Annotated in this window: 13 protein-coding genes and 1 CRISPR repeat array; of the genes, 12 read left to right on the top strand and 1 reads right to left on the bottom strand. The window is 37.1% G+C overall.

Annotated features, from left to right (window positions below; translation table 11 throughout):
• The first annotated feature begins 9 nt into the window (after positions 1–9).
• From O3617_RS07325 to cas2, 12 genes are all read left to right on the top strand, one after another.
• Positions 10–1,197 (top strand): aspartate aminotransferase family protein, encoded by a 1,188-nt coding sequence (locus tag O3617_RS07325; protein ID WP_371449395.1) that lies wholly within the window; start codon positions 10–12, stop codon positions 1,195–1,197.
• A gap of 131 nt (positions 1,198–1,328) precedes the next feature.
• Positions 1,329–1,511: a hypothetical protein gene (locus O3617_RS07330; RefSeq protein ID WP_005378597.1), complete on the top strand. Its 183-nt coding sequence runs from the start codon at positions 1,329–1,331 to the stop codon at positions 1,509–1,511.
• 126 nt (positions 1,512–1,637) lie between these two features.
• Entirely contained in the window at positions 1,638–2,816 is a 1,179-nt protein-coding gene (locus tag O3617_RS07335) for a M20 family metallopeptidase (protein ID WP_371449352.1), read from the top strand.
• A 128-nt stretch (positions 2,817–2,944) separates the two neighbouring features.
• Positions 2,945–4,300 (top strand): C4-dicarboxylate transporter DcuC, encoded by a 1,356-nt coding sequence (gene dcuC / locus O3617_RS07340; protein WP_371449353.1) that lies wholly within the window; start codon positions 2,945–2,947, stop codon positions 4,298–4,300.
• 1,621 nt (positions 4,301–5,921) lie between these two features.
• Complete coding sequence (gene cas10, locus O3617_RS07345) at positions 5,922–8,477, top strand: type III-A CRISPR-associated protein Cas10/Csm1 (RefSeq protein WP_371449396.1); 2,556 nt, start codon at positions 5,922–5,924, stop codon at positions 8,475–8,477.
• 10 nt (positions 8,478–8,487) lie between these two features.
• Positions 8,488–8,982: a type III-A CRISPR-associated protein Csm2 gene (gene csm2, locus O3617_RS07350; RefSeq protein ID WP_371449354.1), complete on the top strand. Its 495-nt coding sequence runs from the start codon at positions 8,488–8,490 to the stop codon at positions 8,980–8,982.
• Between the two features lie 12 nt (positions 8,983–8,994).
• On the top strand, positions 8,995–9,678 hold the full coding sequence (gene csm3, locus O3617_RS07355; RefSeq protein ID WP_371449356.1) for a type III-A CRISPR-associated RAMP protein Csm3: 684 nt from the start codon (positions 8,995–8,997) through the stop codon (positions 9,676–9,678).
• Between the two features lie 9 nt (positions 9,679–9,687).
• On the top strand, positions 9,688–10,686 hold the full coding sequence (locus O3617_RS07360; protein WP_371449357.1) for a type III-A CRISPR-associated RAMP protein Csm4: 999 nt from the start codon (positions 9,688–9,690) through the stop codon (positions 10,684–10,686).
• Positions 10,679–11,869 (top strand): type III-A CRISPR-associated RAMP protein Csm5, encoded by a 1,191-nt coding sequence (gene csm5 / locus O3617_RS07365; protein ID WP_371449359.1) that lies wholly within the window; start codon positions 10,679–10,681, stop codon positions 11,867–11,869. The genes O3617_RS07360 and csm5 overlap by 8 nt, the downstream gene beginning before the upstream one ends.
• A complete protein-coding gene (gene cas6 / locus O3617_RS07370) occupies positions 11,859–12,629 on the top strand; it encodes a CRISPR system precrRNA processing endoribonuclease RAMP protein Cas6 (protein ID WP_371449360.1) in 771 nt (256 codons plus the stop codon). The genes csm5 and cas6 overlap by 11 nt, the downstream gene beginning before the upstream one ends.
• 104 nt (positions 12,630–12,733) lie before the next feature.
• Positions 12,734–13,729: a CRISPR-associated endonuclease Cas1 gene (gene cas1 / locus O3617_RS07375; protein WP_371449361.1), complete on the top strand. Its 996-nt coding sequence runs from the start codon at positions 12,734–12,736 to the stop codon at positions 13,727–13,729.
• Between the two features lies 1 nt (position 13,730).
• Positions 13,731–14,006, top strand: coding sequence for a CRISPR-associated endonuclease Cas2 (gene cas2, locus O3617_RS07380; RefSeq protein ID WP_005378595.1), 276 nt, complete (start codon positions 13,731–13,733; stop codon positions 14,004–14,006).
• Positions 14,007–14,302: 296 nt separating this feature from the next.
• A CRISPR array of direct repeats spans positions 14,303–15,348; the repeat unit is 35 nt; unit sequence GTTAAATTAAATAATCCCCTGATGGGGACGGAAAC.
• Positions 15,349–15,523: 175 nt separating this feature from the next.
• On the opposite strand, the gene O3617_RS07385 is transcribed toward cas2, so the two are convergent.
• Positions 15,524–16,660 carry a hypothetical protein gene (locus tag O3617_RS07385; protein ID WP_371449362.1) on the bottom strand — a complete coding sequence of 379 codons (1,137 nt, stop codon included), beginning with the start codon at positions 16,658–16,660 and terminating at the stop codon, positions 15,524–15,526.
• Between the last annotated feature and the right edge of the window lie 67 nt (positions 16,661–16,727).

The following is a 16,727-nucleotide window of genomic DNA, read 5'->3' on the forward strand; positions in this document are numbered from 1 at the left end:
GAGGATATGATGAGTAAGACACAAGATTTTGAACAACAAGATAAAGAGTATATAGCCAATACGTATGGCCGGTTTAACGTTTGCTTTGAAAAAGGCAAAGGTTCCTTGTTATGGGATGTAGAAGGAAAAGAATACATCGACCTTGGTTCTGGCATTGGCGTTACAGCTTTTGGCGTAGACGATGATGAATGGTCTAAGGCTGTAATTGCACAAACACATGCATTAAACCATATTTCTAATCTATATTATTCCGTACCACAAATTAAATTGGCTGAATTATTATGTAAACGGACGGGCATGAAAAAGGTGTTCTTCTGTAACTCTGGTGCGGAATCTAACGAATGTGCCATCAAGGCCGCTCGTAAGTATAGCCATGATAAATACGGCGATGGCCGTAATGTCATCGTTACGCTCGTTAATAGCTTCCATGGTCGTACAGTAACAACCTTATCCGCTACAGGTCAAGATGTGTTCCATCAACACTTCTTCCCATTCACAGAAGGGTTCGTTCATACGCCTGCTAATGATATTGATGCGGCTTTGAAAGTCCTTGCTAATCCAGCAGTTTGCGCTATCATGATGGAACCAATTCAAGGTGAAGGTGGCGTTATGCCTCTCGATAAGGAATTCGTTCAAGCGGTTACAAAATACGCGCATGAACACGATCAACTCGTGCTTATCGACGAAGTGCAAACAGGTAATGGTCGGACTGGCACATTATATGCGTATGAACAATTTGGTATCGAACCAGATATCGTATCTACGGCTAAGGGCTTAGCAGGTGGCTTGCCTATGGGCGCAACCTTATTTAATGAAAAAACGCAATTCGTATTAACTGCAGGTGCGCATGCCACTACATTTGGTGGTAACCCAATCTGTGCGGCTGCAGGTTGCACTATCATTGAACGGTTAACACCAGAATTTTTGGCTACTGTGAAAGCTAAAGGTGATTACGTAAAACACGCTTTAGAAGGGAAACCAGGCGTCGTTGGCGTTAGTGGTATGGGCCTCATGATTGGTATTGAAACAACTGTAGATCCTAAAGACGTCATCGCTAAATGTCTAGAAAAGGGCGTAGTATGTTTATCTGCTAAAAATAAGGTTCGTTTGTTGCCAGCTCTTAACATCCCTCAAGAACAACTAGAAAAAGCAATTACCATCTTGGCTGATGTCATTGGTGAATTGGCTAGCAAATAATTTTAGGTTGATACATCTATTCGTTTTGTATGAACAATTGATAAATATATAGATAAAATCCGATGAATATGTAGACTTTATATTCTATTCGTGATAACCTAGAATAAATAGTCTATATTGGAGGAGTAAATATGAATACAGAATCCTTACGTAATGATGTATTGGTTCCTGCTGTTGCTAAAACATTAGACATTGCAGCAAAAGCAAAACCAACAAAAGATGAGCTCTGCACAACTGCAAAAATTACAGCAGCTGTAGCGGTAGCAACTGCTGTTGTATCCTTGGCGGTACAAGCAGTATTGCGCAATCGATAAGAAGCATAAAGAAAACGACATGGCGTTGCCTGTCGTTTTCTTTTACATTTACCCTGTTATTCCCATAAATATGGGGATTTCCAGTATATTTTGTTAATCTGTGCTGCAAGCTAAGGAGGCGATACCATGCATAGTCGCGATTTAATTGAACAATATAAAACCTATGTCCAAGATTGGCGTAGGTACTTTCATAAACATCCTGAACTTAGTAATGAAGAGTTCGCAACAACTAAAACATTGGCTAAAGAATTAGAGTCCATGGGCGTAGAGGTTCATGTAGATACGGAGCGTGGAACAGGTCTCATCGGCATTATTCATGGTGCTAAGCCTGGCAAAGCGATTGCCCTTCGTGCAGATATCGATGCGTTGCCTGTACAAGAGCATAATACATTTGATTTTAAATCCGATGTGGATGGCAAGATGCATGCGTGCGGCCATGATGGTCATATGGCGATATTACTCGGTGCGGCTAAGATGCTGACTGCTATGAAAGACCGTATCGAAGGTGACGTATACCTTGCTTTCCAACCGGCCGAAGAAACCGGTGCGGGCGCTCCTGATTTCATGAAGTTTGACGATTGGTTTGAAAAAATCGATGCTATCTTTGGTGGTCATGTATGGATTGACTTACCGGCTGGTCTCATTTCCGTTGAAGAAGGGCCACGTATGGCGGCGAGCAGTAAAATTACAATCCGTGTAAAAGGCAAACAAGGTCATGGGGCACAACCACATCAAGCTATTGATGCGGTTGTCGTAGCCAGTGCCATCGTTATGAACCTACAAACCGTAGTATCTCGTAATGTGAGTGCCCTAGATTCGCTTGTTCTCACTATTGGTAACATTCATTCCGGCTCAGAATGGAACGTTATTCCAGGCGAAGCACAAATGGGTGGTACCATCCGTTTCTTTGATCCAGTACAAGAAAATCATTATGTAGAATCCATACGACGCGTGGTGGAACATACAGCATTAGCTTATGGTGCTACTGCTGAATTGCTTTATGAAAAGAAAGTACCGCCAACTATTAATGACGCAGCAGCCAGTGAACTAGCTGAACGCGTTGTTATTGATACACTAGGCAAAGAAAAACTTTCCAAAATGCGCAAGGTAATGCCAGGGGAAGACTTTGCTTGGTACCTACAAGAAAAACCAGGCTGCTTTGCTTTTATTGGTATTCAGAACCCAGAGGTAGGCGCTACCTTTGATCATCATAATAATCGATTCACCATGGACGATAGCGTACTATCTGCTGCATCGGCGGTATATGCGGAATATGCTATTGCGTGGTTGAAAGAGCATAAGTAATATTATTATATAAAAACTATAGAGCACCATCATCGCATCTGATGATGGTGCTTTTGCCGTGTATTTTCATTTGCGCTTTGTGTATACTATAAATATATAATATAAGAATTGTTGTATGAGAGGTATTTATGAATATACTTATATGTCTCGTCATTATTGCCGTTACCGGTATATTACTGATGAGGCGCTATCAACCGCAGCCGATTTTGATAGGTATGGGCATCCTCATGATGTATATCGCCTATGAAGGTAACTGGATTCATGCTATATTAGATGAATCTCAGTCTACAGGCGTTCTGGTCTTTGATGCAATGGATATTGTGCGGATTACAACATCAGAGAATGTAGTGAATTTAGGACTCATGATTATGACCTGTGCTGGTTATGCAAAATACATGGAGCATATTGGGGCCGGGACGAGGCTGGCTCACACATTTATAAAGCCCTTGTATCGTCTTAATCGGCCATACATAGTGCTAGCCCTTATGTTTCTACTCAATATGGGACTATCCATATGTGTACCAAATCCGTTGAGCCTTGCCTTACTTATGATGGTCACCATCTATCCAGTGCTGCTGCGACTAGGTGTAAGTCCGGTTGGCGCTGCTGCGGTTATTGCTACAGGACATTTAATGGATGTTGGACCGGGTGCCGTTTCGACATTGCTCATAGCTAAGACCGTCAATATACCGGTGCCTAATTATTTTGTAGGGTACCAACTGCGTCTCTATTTCTTAGTTGCCGTTGTAACGGCGGTGGCGCACTTCTTGTGGCAACGCTATCGAGATCGATTGGATGGGCCTATGGATGTAGGTGATTGTGAAAGTATTCCTGAGGCACCTATTGGACCTAAGCTATATATGGTATTCCCTTTATTGCCACTATGTTTCATATTGGGCTTTAGTCAATATGGTATACAAGGCGTAAAGATGAATGTAACCCTTGCTATGATGCTTGCCTTTGGGATTGCCTTATTGGCAGAACTTATTCGTCATCGTAATTTAAGGACTGTCCTTAAAAGTACTACTGTATTTTTTGAAGGAATGGGGAATCAGTTTTCTTATGCAGTCACCCTTATTATAGGGGGGCAGGTTTTCGCACAAGGCTTAGTGAGCTTAGGTCTTATTGATTCTTTAGTTAGTGCCCTTCAAACATTATCTCTTAATTCTATAGGTCTTACCTCCGTTATGGGTGGCGGTATGCTAGGCCTTAGTATGGTAACAGGTAGTAATGTAGCACCTTTATTTACATTGGTACCTCTAGTACCCGATATCGTATCAGACCTTGGACTAGATCCGATTACGACCTTACTGGGGATGCAGAATGGGGCTAGTCTAGGCCTGTTCTTGAGCCCTATTAGCCCTGTTATGGTCGGTGTAGCAGGGGTGGCGCATATTAAATCTGTAGATTTGCTTAAACGAACCTCTGTGCCTGTGCTTGTGGCACTAATTACAAGCTGTGTGGGGATATGGATATTATACTAATATAATAACGAATACTATAACGTAAAAAGTAAGAACCCCTATTATCAAAATAAATAATGGGGGATTATAGTACTAGTTTTTTTACCATGTTATGGATTATATGTTTTTATATGTAAGTTTTAATTATATATGATATAGGACTTACTTAAATAATTTGTGCTATAATATACATAAATATTAATCCTCTAAAATTAAACCGCCGCCGTTAATGGCATTTTTAGGCTAGATAACATCTGTTGTTTCAGATACAGAGTTAAATTAAATAATCCCTTGATGGGGACGGAAACTTAGCATAATCTTGGTTAATTACACTTTCGTCTAAATATTCGTTAAATTAAATAATCCCCTGATGGGGACGGAAACCGTTCTCCCCTTGCTCCTTTTTGTTTACTGTTTATTGGCAATGTGGTTAAATTAAATAATCCCCTAGTGGGGACGGAAATATTGCTTTTAATACTGTCATGGTAATATCCTCCTTGATTAAAATGTTAAATTAAATAATCCTCTGATGGGGGCGGAAACAGTAAATTGTTTTGTTTTGCGTTTGTTCGTTTGATAAAACAAAGTTAAATTAAATAATCCCCTGATGGGGACGGAAACCAGAAGCCATGCACTCAATGTCGTCCATACCAAAATGTTGTTAAATTAAATAATCCCCTGATGGGGACGGAAACTCGTCGCGGGAGAAGAGGAGAAAAGTATGAAAGGGACCTTCACGTTAAATTAGATAATCCCCTGAAGGGGACGGAAACAATTTTTCTGTGAGAGAAGCTATTTATTTCGGGGAGAGTAAGTTATATTAAATAATCCCCAGATGGGGACGGAAACTAATATACCGATACAGATGTGGTACCAACTACCATACCAGTGACGTTAAATTAAATAATCCCCTGATGGGGACGGAAACGATTTCAACCACATGTGGCTTATCATCGAAGAAGTTTTCAACCTGTTAAATTAAATAATCCCCTGATGGGGACGGAAACTATAATGGTTATTAGCGATGCCCTCTCTAACCGCTGTAAGGGTGTTAAATTAAATAATCCCCTGATGGGGACGGAAACTCATTCTTAGGGAATAATACATTTACTTTAGTTTCACCTTCAGGTTAAATTAAATAATCCCCTGATGGGGACGGAAATCTCACTGCGGGAAAGAGGAGAAAAGTATGAAAGGGACCTCCACACGTTAAATTAAATAATCCCCTAATGGGGACGGAAACGCATTTACCCAATTAAACGCTAATTGGTAATGCTTTTGCTTTAGTGTTAAATTAAGTAATCCCCTAATGGGGACGGAAACTGTGTTATTTGAATGATATAAGAGATGTTTGTTTGACCAGTAAAATAAAATAATCCCCAAATGGGGACGGAAATTCATGATGGATTCCTTTCTTGCCTGCGGCTTAATAACTTGGTACATTAAATATCCCCTTTTGGGGCCGGTTATCTATCTAAAAAACTCATACAAAGGCAAAAATATAGCCAGTATATTCTTTTTGGTGAATATACTGGCTTTTTTGTATAAATACTAAGGATTTTCTATTGGTTTTAATCAGAAATGAATATATAATGAAGTTAATCGAATTTACATTCCTTAATTAAAGTTTGGAGGCGATGTGATGGGTAAATGGGATGCACTGATCAAGGGTGCATTGCTTCATGATATCGGTAAGGTCGTGTATAGGGCTAATCAGGGCTCTACATCACACTCTAAGAGTGGGGCAGACTTTATTGAACCCTATTTCTCTGATATGGATCTGAAGCAGAATATTATTCACTGCTTAAAGTATCATCATGGTAAAGATCTTAGTTCTGCTATATTGAAAAATGATGATTACGCATACATTGTGTATGAGGCAGATAATATTGCTGCAGCTGTGGATCGTCGGGATATTGATGAAGGTGATGATTCATCTACACAACGATTTGATAAGGCATTACCACTTCAATCCATTTTCCGTGTGTTTGGGGGCCACACTAGCACTCAACCATTACAGTATTATTTGCGTGGCATTGATGCATCAGGTCCTTTTAACTATCCTGAAAATGACGAATCTATACGTGCATCGAGTGATAAATATAAGGAATTATATGATGTATTAGAGCAGAACTTTCAAAAGAAACCTATTGATACCATGACTGTCAATGAGTTGTTGCGAATTTATGAGGATACTGTTTCCTATATGCCATCAAGTACAGCAACGAATCAGGCAAATGATATTTCTCTTTATATGCACTCCAAAATAACTGCTGCTGTAGCGCATTGTATGGTCCATTATTTTGAGGAACAAGGTATTGAAGACTATAAAACATATTGTTATCAAAAGTCGCAAGAGTTCCGTAATATGCCAAGTTTTAAACTCATATCTGGGGATATTTCTGGCATTCAAAACTTTATCTATACGATTCCTTCAAAAGGTGCTTTGAAATCATTGCGTGGGCGCTCATTCTATTTAGAAATCTTGATGGAACAAATTGTAGATGAGTTGTTAGATGCATTGCAATTAACGCGAGCAAATCTTATTTATAATGGGGGCGGTCATTTCTATGTGTTAGCGCCTAATACAAAGGCTACTGATGATGCAGTCGCATCTATGGAACAATCCATCAACGAATGGTTCTTAACTGTGTTCGGCACCAAATTATATTTAGCTCTTGGTACGGCAACGGCAACTGCGTCTGATCTCATTCAATCTGAGGGGCAAAGTGCATTATTCCGCAAGGTAAGCGAGTGTGTAGCTGAGGCTAAGTCAAAACGATATTCTGAACATCATTTAAGAGATTTGTTTAATCCGAATAGTTCCTATAACACAGTACTTCATGGCGAACGGGAATGTTCAATTTGTCATACTTCAACAACTCAATTGATTCCTTATGGTGAAAGCACAGATACAGAGGCATGTCCTCTTTGTGATGGATTATATCGCTTAGGTAAACAAATTGTCGATAACCGAGAAACCGTGTTCGTACTGGCGCATCCTTTAGATAGTGCGGCTGGTGAAAGTATTCCTCATATTGAGGTATATGTTAATAAATCCTGTAGTGAGATTGAAGATTTAAAATTGTATCTTTATGTAGTTCCTGAAGTGTCATTAGAAACATTTGAAAGTACTCATAACATAGTAAGATTCTACGCTAAAAATACTGCTAAAACAGGTCATAATGTATTCAATCGTATTTGGCTAGCCGATTATGTAGCACGTAAAGATAATGGTCAAGTTTATGAGTTTGAAGAGTTAGCAGCATCTAGTGGATTAGATAATGAAAAAGGTATCAAGCGTTTAGGCGTGCTACGAGCCGATGTAGATAATCTTGGTGCTGCCTTTAGTGGCGGATTTATTTCTAGTGGACCAGATCGATTTAAATTTGGTACATTGTCGCGTTACGCCGATTTATCTCGTGATTTAGCTATGTTCTTTAAGGTTGCTGTTAATAAAATGGTACAAGGTGATGTACAAGGTTTTGGTACAGCTGTAGCACCATTTACAATTTGGCCGAACAAGCAAGTGACAACTAGAAACATTCATGTTATCTATTCTGGTGGTGATGATGTATTCTTGGTTGGTGCGTGGGATGAATTGTTAGAATTAGCAATTGATATTCGCAAAAAGTTAAAAGCTGTTACAGACGATAAGATTACTATGTCTGCAGGGTTAGCGTTATTTTCACCATCATATCCAATTAGTCAAATGGCTGCTATAACAGGATTGCTTGAAAGTGCTGCTAAAGACAATACAGGTAAGGATAGCATTGCCCTTTTTGGCTTTGAAACAAATACAAATGGTGAAGAACGTATATGTCGTCACGTATATAAATGGAATGATTTAATTGAAAATGTTATTGAAGATAAAATCTTTACATTGAATCAATTATTCATTATTCCAGGCATTGGTAATTCTGTCTCATCTAAGTTAAAGCTAGGGAAAGGTCTTATTTATAAATTAATGGATCTATTGCAAGGCATATTACATGATAGAGTTGAGGGCAAACATATAAATACAGCTCGTATTCTATATCTATTGGCACGCCTTGAACCAAAGAAGAATGACCCTGCCTATGATGCGTACAAGGATTTTACGACAACGATTCATAAATGGATTCAAACAGAAGAAGATTGTAAAGCATTATTAACAGCTTGCAACCTCATCGTTTACTATATGCGTGATAAGAAGTGAGGATAATTATATGGCACAAGAAACATTTAATTGGAGTATCGACCTTGTTAAGAAGGCGGAGGATACGATTAATAAATTAGACAAAAATAAATATGGTAATGCTTTTATTTTGAAATATGCACAGGTACGTAAGATTTTATCTAGCGTATTGGCGATAAAAAATAAATTAAGTGTTGCTCAACGCAGAAGCAAAGAATTTGATGCATTGCCGAAAGATATAGCAATGGATATACGTTTTCTAAAAACTTCATTTTTATATCAAGCGGGACGTATTGAAGAGTCTCTTGGCTATGGTCGAAAGGCATATCCTGTAAAACAATTGATAGATGTCAGCCAATTGCTAAGTATGATTGAAGGTATTGGTACTAATGTGAAGCGATTCGAGTTGCTTTGCAAATATGTAGAAGCTCTAGTTGCATTCTATAAATACCGTTCTGTAGAATTAACGCAACAGGCAGAACAACGTAATCAAAATCACCGTCAATCAAATAGAACTCGTCAATAGGAGGGGCCGAGCATGGAAAACAATACTCAACTAAAATCTTTACGTGGTAAATTGCTAATTACAGGTACTATTAAATTAGAAACAGGGATGCATATTGGAGCTAGTAATGATTTTGCTCCTATTGGTTCCGTAGATACACCATTTATTCGTGATGTAGTATCTCAAGAGCCAATCATTCCAGGTAGCTCTATTAAGGGCAAATTGCGTACACTATTGGCTAAAAGCTATTGTGATACATATATTATGAAAGACATTAAAGAAGATAAAGAACAAATAAAACGATTGTTTGGCTCGGTAAATCCTGTACAACCAGCTCGTTTACAGTTCTATGATTTGTTTATTACGGACGAAACACGTCGACTTTTCGCTAATATTGATACTGATACCTATATGGGCGAAATTAAGTTTGAAAATGTTATTAATCGTCTCGATGGTAGTGCAAATCCTCGCCAAATTGAACGTGTTCCAGCAGGTACTGCTTTCACTTTCAAAGTAGCTTATAGCATTGAAAATGAAGATGAAGTTACTGAGGATATTGAAATATTGCGGGATGGCCTTGCATTGCTCGGTATCGACTATCTTGGTGGACATGGTTCTCGTGGGTATGGTCGTGTTAATATTTCTATTGATGATATACAACCGGTAGGTAATACTACGATTAATACGCAGGATTTATTAAAGATATTAAGAAAGTAGGTTGTTATTATGAACTACTATCTATATCCACTGCGTTTTCTTACACCTGTGCATTTTGGGGATACATCTGAAGGGGGTAATTTAGAAACTATCTCCCTTACATTAGGATCGGATGCACTGTTTGGTGCGTGCTGTCATGAAATTAGTCATGATACTGAACTATTACATTCTTTTATTAAAGCTGTAGAAGAGCAACAGATTGTGCTATCTAGTTTATTTCCTTATTGCATAGATAATGATGAATATAAGCTATATGTGCCGGCACCTATGATACAAATGGAGTCAAGGAATGTACCTGCTACGAGTTTTGATGATGTGAAAACAGCTATAGCGGCACACAAGAAAATTAAACGCATTGAGTATATTAGAGCCTCTGAGTTGAAACAGTTTAAAGAATATGTAGAATCTGATGCATCGCAAAAACATATGCCCACATTTGGAGCAAAACAAACATCTGCACAGGTTAATATGCGTGGTGAAAAGAGTTTACCTTATTATGTAGGCAATTATCAGTTTATGCCTCATGCAGGCCTTTATATTATTGCAGGCTTTCATGATGATGCTCATCGTACATTGTTTGAAGGAATTCTTGAAGTTTTGGGGCTTGTTGGTATTGGTGGTAAACGCAGTGGGGGCTATGGGAAATTTGAATTAGCCGATGACCCTATTGCGTTATCCGAAGAAGGTATCTATAGTGATGATAGCGCTTTGTATACACTGCTTCATAATGTACAAGGTAAGGTGATGTGCATTAGTGCTTGCGTACCAACTAGTGAAGAGGTACCCATATTAAAAAAAGGTTTTTATAAACTACAAAAACGAGGTGGCTTCGTAGGAACTGCTGGTAGTACCACACAAGTTAAACGCAATTCGTATTATGTTGTTAAGGAAGGCTCTGTTTGTCCGACGCCATTAGTAGGACAAATGCTTACTATTACGGGGGATTCATTACCGCATCCTGTTTATCGTAATGGTATGGGCTTATGGATTGGGGTGGATTATGAGTAATCGTATAGATCATGCACAATTATCGCTCACAATTGTGAGTCCTACCAATATTGGTGGCCCTGAAAAATTGACAACTAAGGACTATATGTACAATTACCATACGGGTGAAGTGTATCTTCTCAATAATTATGAGTGGTTTTGCTTTTTAGAACGCCACAATAAGTTGGCGGAGTTTGAATCGTATATGCAAAATGAGATGGTACGTTCCAATGGTCGTACAATGTATGATTGGGCAACACAGGCTCTTGGTAAATCTCAATTGACACGAGATGTTTTGGGGCCAGCTGTTCGTTCTGTTATGAAAGCTACTGCTTATAAGCAAGGACTTAAAAACTCTTTGAACGATATCATCCCGCAAATTCGCGGAGTAGATGGGCGAGTATATATTCCTGGTAGCTCTATTAAAGGTGTTATTGATAGCGCTATAGTTTCATATATGCTTAGAAGAGATGCTAGGTTTAGAGCTGAAGTACAAGAAAAGCTACAGGAAATTTTACAAAAATATAGAGATTTTAAAGACGATAAGCGTCATTGCGAACGTGAAATAGATTCCATATTACGTAAAGTTAATAGGATAATTGATTGTAATATACAAGTATTATTTAAGAATTCAACAAAGAAAGTTAACGGCATATTAGCCAGTGCTTTTAGAGGCATTTCTGTTTCAGATGCTATGTCTAATAACATAATTCAAACAGAAGTGTTGAAGAAAGAAGATGCCGGTGTTGATGAAGATGGGACTCATGCTATTTCGGTTAATCGAGAGTGTATTCTACCAAATCAAACATTATCATTTACGTTGACCCTTGATACAGCAATGACAAAGGAAATAGGGATTACTAGCATAGATCAAGTGTTAGAAATTTTACAACAAGATTTTGATGCTACACATGAGTTATTAATCTCTAAATTTACAAAGGTTAATTCTTCTGTATTTAAAGCTTTAGTGCCAGCGAATGCTTTTATTGGTGGAAATACAGGTTTTATTCAAAAAACGGTAATTATGGCGGCTTTCACAGACGATATTAATAAAGGTATTGAGGTCATCAGAGCTATTTTAGACGTGAATTTCAAAAAGGCTGGTCATGATAGGAAAGATAAATTTATGGCCCCACGTGCTATTAAACTAGTGAAGTGGAATGGACATTATTATGAGATGGGGGGCCTTCGTATTGGTAGATAATGTAGAAATTATGTCCATAGAGTTGAGTATTACCGCTGATCCATCTATAAGAATTGTACAGTCCATCGGTAGCGTATTACATGGTGTGTTGATGGAACTGGTAGGGACGGAATATGCAGGTCAATTACATGAAACAGGCCTGCGTCCTTACAGCCAGTATGTTTATTTTGATAAAGAACGAGGCCAGTATATATGGCGACTTTCTGCTGTAACAGCTGAAGCAGTGAATCGAATATTACGACCTGTACTTGAGATGCCTGATAAAATCTATTTAAAGCAAAAACGTGGTCATATCTATATTCAAAAGAGAACTGTGTTAGAGGAAACCTCTTATGAAGCATTAATGGCCAAGTTCTGGAGCGGAGATGTGGAATATACACAGGCTAAATTACAATGTTTGTCTACTACTAGTTTTAAGGTAGATCAACAGTACATGATTTTTCCTGAAGCATTTCGAATCTATCGCTATTTATTACGTCAATGGAATCAGTTTACCTCTTATGAAATGATGGATTCAGATGATTTATTAGCAGCACTTGAGTCAGCCGTTTTTATTCGTGATTATAGTTTACGGATGGGGATGTATGGACTAGAAGGTATTAAAATCAGAGGATTCCGAGGACAAATTGTAATGCAATTTAAACGGAATTTAGTGATGCAACGCATATTGTCTTTACTAACCTATTATAGTCAGTTTACTGGTTTGGGAATTAAAACGGCACTAGGCATGGGCGGAGTACAAAGCGAAGTAATTGAGTAAGTACGTTATGTGATTATTTAGTTAATATAGAACTAATTGGACGTTAATTATAGTTATATTAATATGTATTTGAACAGTTATACTAGCGTAAAGGAGGCGACGTTATGTCATCCTTATATGTTACAGAAGCAGGTTCATTTATTAAACGACAAGGCGGTCATGTTGTAGTAGGTCGTAATAATGAAATTTTATTTGAGGTCCCATTAGAACGTATTGAAGATATTACAGTTTTTGATACAGTATCTATAACAAGTTCTCTTGTTACAGACTTTATTGAACGCGGTGTACCTATTACTTGGCTATCTGGGTATGGAAAATATTTTGGTACTTTAATTAATACTAATACCATTGATATTAATAAACATAAGAAACAATTTGATTTGTTGGACAATCATGAATTTAGATTAGCGATGTCTCGTAAAATTATTCGTGCAAAGGTTCGAAACCAGTTGACCATATTGCGTCGTTATGCACGAAATTTAGATGAAGATATAAATATAGATACTCAGATTGATAATATAAAATCTGTTCGTAGTCATATTGGTGAATGTGTTCGTATTTCTGAACTTATGGGATATGAAGGTATTATTAGCCGTCTTTATTTCGAGGCATTAGGTAAAATAGTACCGCCTTCATTTTTCTTTTCTAAACGTTCTAAACAACCTCCGCGTGATGAATTTAATGCGATGTTAGGACTCGGATATAGTATGCTGTTTAATGAAATTCTTGCAGGGCTAATTAATGCGGGCTTACATCCGTTTGTTGGCGTTATGCATAGTTTAGGAAAAGGTCATCCTGCACTTGCATCAGATTTGATTGAAGAATGGAGAGCACCAATCATAGACTCTATGGTGCTCTCTATGGTGAGCCGCAATATGGTGGAATTATCTGATTTTGATAATTCAGATAAGGGCTGTTACCTAACCACAGAAGGGCGAAAAGGATTTTTGGTTGCTTATAATAAGAAAATTCGCTCTGAAAATCAATATATTGATGACTGTAAAAGCTATCGAGAATCTATTTACAAGCAATGTAAGCAATTTGCCAGTGCCATTATGCACGAAGATGTAGATTTGTATACGCCATTGGAGATTCACTGATATGAAAAAATTTATAGTATTAGTTATCTATGACGTAGTTGATAATAAAACACGTAATCATCTTGTAAAATGTTTAGAACGATATGGCGTACGTGTTCAGAAATCTGCATTTGAGGCATTGCTCAATAGAAAACAATACGATGTAATGATGCGTCGGGCGAGTCGAATTATTAATCCAGTAGAGGATTCTCTACGAGTATATATACTTGATGATATTATTAATATTTATACATGGGGGATAGGCGAGAGAAAAGAGCAGGATTGTATCATTTTGTAATGTGGTAATGCATTGATTAGTATAGTTATTTAATAAACAATAGTAGAATTATCTTTGCTTTATTAGATATATCTAATGTATTGGCATTGATGATTCTACTATTGTATTTAATTTGTTTTTTTATGCTATAATATATTTAGATTATAACCTTGTGAAATAAAATCTCCGCCGTTGTGATAATGGCGCGGTTTGTAGGTGTTATTTTAGTGTACTAAAGTGCTGTTTGAGGCTGATTTATGATCTCCGCCGTTAATGGTATTTTTAGGCTAGATAACATCTATTGTTTCAGATACAGGGTTAAATTAAATAATCCCCTGATGGGGACGGAAACAATCATCACAAAAAATAACATTCATTTTAGACCATTCTATATAGTTAAATTAAATAATCCCCTGATGGGGACGGAAACACATAGATATTTTTATTCTTATACTTATCTATAGTTGGATAAGGTTAAATTAAATAATCCCCTGATGGGGACGGAAACTTTTTCTTTCATCTTTGTATATCCTTTCATGTGAATATGTCTGTTAAATTAAATAATCCCCTGATGGGGACGGAAACTGTTTTGAGTGTTTCTGTTGAAAAAGCTGTTTTGTTCTACTTGTTAAATTAAATAATCCCCTGATGGGGACGGAAACCTATAGTTATACTGATGGAGATTCTCCATTAAGATATAATAGAGTTAAATTAAATAATCCCCTGATGGGGACGGAAACTAGTCACATTCAATAATAGATACATCTGTTATAATTCTGTAGTTAAATTAAATAATCCCCTGATGGGGACGGAAACTTCATACACCATAAGCGGTTTAATGTTCTACCGCCTTTCGTTATGTTAAATTAAATAATCCCCTGATGGGGACGGAAACTCAATATATGGAATTGTATTATCATTAAGATAACTACTATAGAGTTAAATTAAATAATCCCCTGATGGGGACGGAAACATAAACGTGTCAGCTAAGTCACGAATATCAGCTTTCTTTTCTACCGTTAAATTAAATAATCCCCAGATGGGGACGAAAACATACTTTTGAGTTATATATGTAATGATATTAGGGATATGAAGTTAAATTAAATAATCCCCTGACGGGGACGGAAACATACGCATAAAGTGTAGTCGCTTCTTCATGGCTCCGTAGTATGTTAAATTAAATAATCCCCTGACGGGGACGGAAATCATAATTCACCTTATATGATGTGTGTGTAAAAGTTAATACCCTGTTAAATTAAATAATTCCCTAATGGGAACGGAAACATATACTAAAAGAGTTCATCAGTAATCGCCCAGAGGTAAATTCTGTTAAATTAAACTCTCTTTTGAAATATAATTTTCAAAACCTATTATATGTTTTGGGAGCTTTACTAGTTATTTGTTTATGGCAAGAGTTACATGATAAAAAGGTAGCATTACTATACATAATATAGATCACTTGGCATATGCCATCTGTATCTATACGTTAGTAATGCTACTTTTATTCTGATACTAGAGTTATTCTGTTAAAATTTTTATTACTTTAATTTCATTAGATATGCATTTAGCATGTCTAACCGCTCAGCAAATAATGTTTTCATCATAGTAAGACGATCTTCCGTAATATTTGGATTTTTTGCATATATGGAATCCATCAATTCCATCGCTGTTTTAGACAATGACTGCGGAATTGGTAGTGGTGTTGTTACATGTTTTATTTGCTTATCATGTTTCGATTTAAATGGTAATGACGGGTACGTATGGAATGGTCTATGTGGATTAATCGTCATTTCGTTGTACCATAAGGTATTACCGTTATCGAAGATAGGTGCCATGCCAAGGAATTCAAGTGTTGTAGAATTCCGTAAAAATCCAAAGTTACCATAATGACGGTCGTCATTTAGTGTTAGATAGTCTAAAGCAAGCGTTGCATCTAAATGGGCTTTTACATTTGGAATTGAAAAATGTGTACACTGATCTAAGAACGCTTGGTATTTATTATCACGCCGTTTAAGTGGTGCTGCTATGTGCCATGCAGGGATGTATTCAATGTCTTCGCTCGTAAATAGTGGGCAGGATGACACGATTTCACCAGATGTGATTGTTTCTAATTCATATGTTACATGGTGAAAGTTTAGTTCTTTGCATAATTTTGACACAAATACTTCATTAAATGGTTGTTGATTGAGAAAGTTTCCTGCTTTTAATAGGCGAATACCTTCGTTCTGTTGCACCCACATCTGACGTAGAGAACCGTTTACAGATGAATTCGGTGTAATTAAATCGATGTCGATATCATCAGAATCAGATAAGAATAGAGGTGTATCAACAATAGGATGGTCATAAAAATTAATAGTATTCCAATCTAAACTAGAGTGTATCGGTTTCATCCAATAGTGGTCAGATAGATTAAGTTGGTATGATTTTAATGAAAATTCTAATGCATCTGATGCGTGGTAGGCCTCTAGTAGATCTTCTAAATTAGGTCTAGAGCTTGGTATAGCATGATACCTTAAAAAATTATTAAGTGCGATTTCTTGGTTGTCCATGACCATCATATTCAATGGTTTGTGATCTGGATTTATGATTTCAGTAATCTTGGTTACTGTTAAAGTATCATCTAATATTGCTGTTAACACAGGAATATTTTTATGCATTAGGATATACGTACACATAGCATCACCTCCTTTATTGTCAAATTTTATAATTACATACATTATAATGTAAAATAGAGCTATAGGT

It is taken from the genome of Veillonella sp. 27098_8_77, assembly GCF_041431535.1.
Taxonomy (GTDB): Bacteria; Bacillota; Negativicutes; order Veillonellales; family Veillonellaceae; genus Veillonella.

Excerpts from the sequence above, each read along its gene's own strand:
- O3617_RS07325 (WP_371449395.1), top strand. The coding sequence starts at position 10 with ATGAGTAAGACACAAGATTTTGAACAACAAGATAAAGAGTATATAGCC.
- O3617_RS07330 (WP_005378597.1), top strand. The coding sequence starts at position 1,329 with ATGAATACAGAATCCTTACGTAATGATGTATTGGTTCCTGCTGTTGCT.
- O3617_RS07335 (WP_371449352.1), top strand. The coding sequence starts at position 1,638 with ATGCATAGTCGCGATTTAATTGAACAATATAAAACCTATGTCCAAGAT.
- dcuC (WP_371449353.1), top strand. The coding sequence starts at position 2,945 with ATGAATATACTTATATGTCTCGTCATTATTGCCGTTACCGGTATATTA.
- cas10 (WP_371449396.1), top strand. The coding sequence starts at position 5,922 with ATGGGTAAATGGGATGCACTGATCAAGGGTGCATTGCTTCATGATATC.
- csm2 (WP_371449354.1), top strand. The coding sequence starts at position 8,488 with ATGGCACAAGAAACATTTAATTGGAGTATCGACCTTGTTAAGAAGGCG.
- csm3 (WP_371449356.1), top strand. The coding sequence starts at position 8,995 with ATGGAAAACAATACTCAACTAAAATCTTTACGTGGTAAATTGCTAATT.
- O3617_RS07360 (WP_371449357.1), top strand. The coding sequence starts at position 9,688 with ATGAACTACTATCTATATCCACTGCGTTTTCTTACACCTGTGCATTTT.
- csm5 (WP_371449359.1), top strand. The coding sequence starts at position 10,679 with ATGAGTAATCGTATAGATCATGCACAATTATCGCTCACAATTGTGAGT.
- cas1 (WP_371449361.1), top strand. The coding sequence starts at position 12,734 with ATGTCATCCTTATATGTTACAGAAGCAGGTTCATTTATTAAACGACAA.
- cas2 (WP_005378595.1), top strand. The coding sequence starts at position 13,731 with ATGAAAAAATTTATAGTATTAGTTATCTATGACGTAGTTGATAATAAA.
- O3617_RS07385 (WP_371449362.1), bottom strand. The coding sequence starts at position 16,660 with ATGTGTACGTATATCCTAATGCATAAAAATATTCCTGTGTTAACAGCA.